2 protein-coding genes and 4 pseudogenes are annotated in these 3464 nt (G+C 75.7%); 1 reads left to right on the top strand and 5 read right to left on the bottom strand.

The window, feature by feature from the left end; all coding sequences use genetic code 11:
* The 5 genes and pseudogenes from JNW89_RS31540 to JNW89_RS39260 form a co-directional block, all read right to left on the bottom strand.
* Positions 1–268, bottom strand: a pseudogene (locus JNW89_RS31540) (alpha-(1-2)-phosphatidylinositol mannosyltransferase); the annotation flags it as partial.
* A complete protein-coding gene (locus JNW89_RS31535; RefSeq protein ID WP_238451845.1) occupies positions 265–1524 on the bottom strand; it encodes a M48 family metallopeptidase in 1260 nt (419 codons plus the stop codon). The gene JNW89_RS31535 and the pseudogene JNW89_RS31540, both read right to left, overlap by 4 nt.
* Positions 1525–1686: 162 nt before the next feature.
* Positions 1687–1899, bottom strand: a complete 213-nt coding sequence (locus JNW89_RS31530; protein WP_238451844.1) for a hypothetical protein — start codon at positions 1897–1899, stop codon at positions 1687–1689.
* A 121-nt stretch (positions 1900–2020) separates the two neighbouring features.
* Positions 2021–2497 (bottom strand): annotated as a pseudogene (locus JNW89_RS31525) (NYN domain-containing protein); the annotation flags it as partial.
* A gap of 93 nt (positions 2498–2590) precedes the next feature.
* Positions 2591–2788 (bottom strand): annotated as a pseudogene (locus tag JNW89_RS39260) (helix-turn-helix transcriptional regulator); the annotation flags it as partial.
* Between the two features lie 153 nt (positions 2789–2941).
* Between JNW89_RS39260 and JNW89_RS31520 the strand changes: the two are divergent.
* Positions 2942–3464, top strand: a pseudogene (locus JNW89_RS31520) (glycoside hydrolase family 3 N-terminal domain-containing protein); the annotation flags it as partial.

Raw genomic sequence — 3464 nt, 5'->3', positions numbered from 1 at the left:
GCGGCGCCGAACCAGACGTGTCGCAGTCGTGCTCGCGGGCCAGCCGGGCGGCCCGGCGGGCCACCAGCGGGGTGGGCAGCAGCACGCGGGTCCGCTCCCGGACCACCTCGAAGGGCTGATCGGCGTCGAACTTCGCCGCCCCCCGCCAACTGGAGGCGTAGACCACCACGGAGCCGGAGGGCTGGCGGACGGCGAGGTTGTGGACGAAGGACTGGATGCCGCCGGGGCGGGGTGGGAAGTCGTTGGTGATCAGCAGCGTCCGGCTCATCTGCCGGCCTCCCTGGCGTAGGCGCGGGCGGCGGCCATCCGCTCCACGGTGGACGGGTGCGACGCCGACCAGAGGTACTCCCAGCGCGGCGGGTCGGGATCGGCCAGGTTGACCCCGGCCAGCCGGCGCTGCATCGCCTCGAAGGTGGCCGGGTCGCCGGTCAGCGCGAGGGCGTGCGCGTCGGCGCGCGCCTCGACCCGGCGCGAGACCAGCGCCTGCGCCGGCGCGGCGACCAGCCCGGCCACCGTCACCAGGGCGATCAGCAGTGGAAACGCGCGCGGCTCGGCGACCGAGTCGACCCCGGCCAGCCGCAGCAGCGGCCCCCAGGAGCCCAGCAGGTAGAGCGCGACGACCGCGAGGGCGGCGCCCAGCGCGCCGGTAAGCGTGCCGGTCCAGACGTCCCGGTCCTTCGCGTGCCCCAGTTCGTGCGCGACCACACTGGTCACCTCGGCCGGGGTGGCCTCGCGCAGCAGGGTGTCGTAGACCACCACCCGCCGGGTCGGCCCCAGCCCCGAGACGTACGCGTTGACCGCCTTCGTCCGCCGGGAGGCGTCGGCGACCAGCACGTCGCGCACCGGCACCCCGTCGCGGGCCGCCATCGCCATCAGCTCGGTGCGCAGCGGGCCCGGCTCCATCGGGGTGAACCGGTTGAACACCGGCTCCACCAGCACCGGCAGCACGAACGACAGCAGCACGACCAGCCCGGCCGCCCCGGCGGCGCCGAACGCCCACCACCAGCGGGGGGCGAGCCGGGTCACGGTGTAGAAGCCGAGCAGCGCGATCGCACCGATGACGGCGCTGACCACGTACGACTTGAGCAGGTCGACGGCCCAGCCGCTCCAGCCGTGGGTGCTCAGCCCGTACCGGGTGAGCACGGACTGCCGCCAGGCGGCGAAGGGCAGGGTGAGCAGGTCGGCGAGGAGCACCACGGCGAGCCCGCCGAGCACCGCGCGGGCGGTCCAGTGGCCGCCGAAGGGGCGCCCGGCCAGCTCGACCAGGCGGGCGCCGAGCGGGGTGAGCCCGAGCAGCAGCGCCACCAGCAGCCCGACCACCAGCGCGCCGTACGCGCCGGGGCGCAGCGCGGAGCGGAACTCGCGCGCGTGGGCCACCTGGTCGACGGGGAGTTCGCCCAGCGCGGCGACCTGATCGGCCCGGGGTGCCGGCGGCCGGCCCCACGGCACCAGCACGATGCTGGCGACCAGCAGCGCCAGCACCAGCCCGCCGAGGGTCAGCACCGCCCACCCGCGGGGGGTCACGCCGGCACCTCGTCCGCCGGCCCGCCGCCACCACGCCGTAACCGCGTCATGCCGCCGCTCCTCCCGCCGTGAGCGCCCATCCTATTGCCCCCCGCCACCGGGCCCGGCGCGGTGCCCCGCGCCCCGGCACGGGCGGAAGCCCCAGCGGGAACGGCGTGCTGGTCAGGCCACCCGGCGCCGGCGGGCGGCACGGGTCGGTGCGGCCTCGTGGGCCAGCACCTCCACGTCGAAGCCGGCCCGGGCGAACACCTCGAGCGCCCGGAGCTCGGCCGGCCCGAGGTCGGCGGCCGGCGAGTCGGCGTCGAGCAGGGCGGTCACCAGGCAGCCGTTGCAGCCGGCGCCCCGGATTCCGCACCTGTCGCAGTCGATGAGCATCGTGCCTCCCTGACGGAGTGCGGCGCGGCGGGTGCGACCGCCTGGTCACCACCCGCGCACCGTCGGTCAGGTCGGACACTAGACATCGGGTACGACAGAACCGGACAACAGTGATCAAGAGTCAGGAACGGGCCAGCCGGCGCAGCAGCGAGTCCGCGCCGAGCGGGTACGCGCCGTGCCGACGCACGCCGTCCGCGACCTCGCGGTCCGACGAGACCACCACCACCGGCCGACCGGCCGGCTCGGCCCGGACCAGGCGGCGGATCAGCTCGTCGGCGGTCTCCCCCTTGCGCGAGAAGAGCACCCGGACGCCGCGCGGGGTGGGCGGCAGCCCGTGCATCCGCTCCGCGCCGTCGAAGACCACGGTGACCTCGTCGCCGGTCTGCGCGGCGATCCCGCCCAGCCCGGTGATCAGCCGTTTGCGCTGCTGTTCGAGGGACATCTCGCCGAAGCCGCGCTTGGTGACGTTGTAGCCGTCCACCACCAGGTGCGCCCGGGGCAGGGCGAGCAGCTGGTCCAGCCGGGCCGGGTCGTCGGTGTCCCGGGTGGACTGCTCCACCCGGCCGATGACGGCTCCGGTGATGTCGGCGCAGGCCGCCACCACCCGCTCCGCGCCGACGTCCACGCCGACCACGTGCGCACTGCCCGGGCGTACCGCGTAGAGCTGGGCGTTCGGGCCCCGCCCGCCGGCCTGCTCACCGACCCGGGTGACCAGCCCGCGCTCCTCCAGCCGCTCGACCAGCTGCGAGGCGGTGACCTTGGACAGGCCGGTCAGCTCGCCGAGCCGGGCCCGGGTCAGCGGGCCCCGTTCGAGCAGCAGTTCCAGTGCCGCTCGGTCGTTGAGCGCCCGCAACAGGCGGGGTGTGCCGGGCAGCCGGGTCGCACTCATGCCACGTCCTCTGGTTTCCGTAAACTTCGCCAACCGAATCGACCTGCGGGCGGGTGCCCGTAGCGTATCGGCCACCCCGTACCCGGGAACTCGGACGACCGACCGCTCCCGGTGCGACACTCGTGCCGTCCGGCACCGAAGGGGGAGAGACACGTGGGGCTGGATCCAGGACTGCGCCGGCTCGCGCTGGGCACGCTGCTCGCCGCGTACCCCGGGCCGGTGCCGCCGGAGTGGGCCGTCGACCTGGTCGCCGAGGGGCTGGCCGGGCACACCCTGTTCGGCACCAACGTCCACGATCCCGCGCAGGTGGCCGCGAGCACCCTCGCGCTGCGCACCGGCCGGCCGGACGTGCTGATCGCCATCGACGAGGAGGGCGGCGACGTCACCCGGCTGGCGCACGCCACCGGCAGCCCGTACCCGGGCAACGCGGCGCTCGGCGCGGTCGACGACCCCGCGCTCACCCGCCGGGTCTACGCGGCCATCGGCGCCGAGCTGGCCGCCCTCGGCATCACCGTCAACCTGGCCCCGACCGTCGACGTCAACACCGCCGACGAGAACCCGGTGATCGGCACCCGATCGTTCGGCGCCGACCCGGCCCGGGTCGCCGCCACTCCGCCGCCGCCGTCGAGGGTCTCCAGTCGGTCGGGGTCGCCGCCTGCGCCAAGCACTTCCCCGG

The organism is Micromonospora sp. 4G55 (genome assembly GCF_016803375.1).
Note: the sequence above shows the minus strand (reverse complement) of the source record. Positions and strands in the feature narration are given on the sequence as shown.

What these genes read in the sequence shown, in the direction of transcription:
- JNW89_RS31530 (WP_238451844.1), bottom strand. Translation starts at nt 1,899, where the DNA reads ATGCTCATCGACTGCGACAGGTGCGGAATCCGGGGCGCCGGCTGCAAC.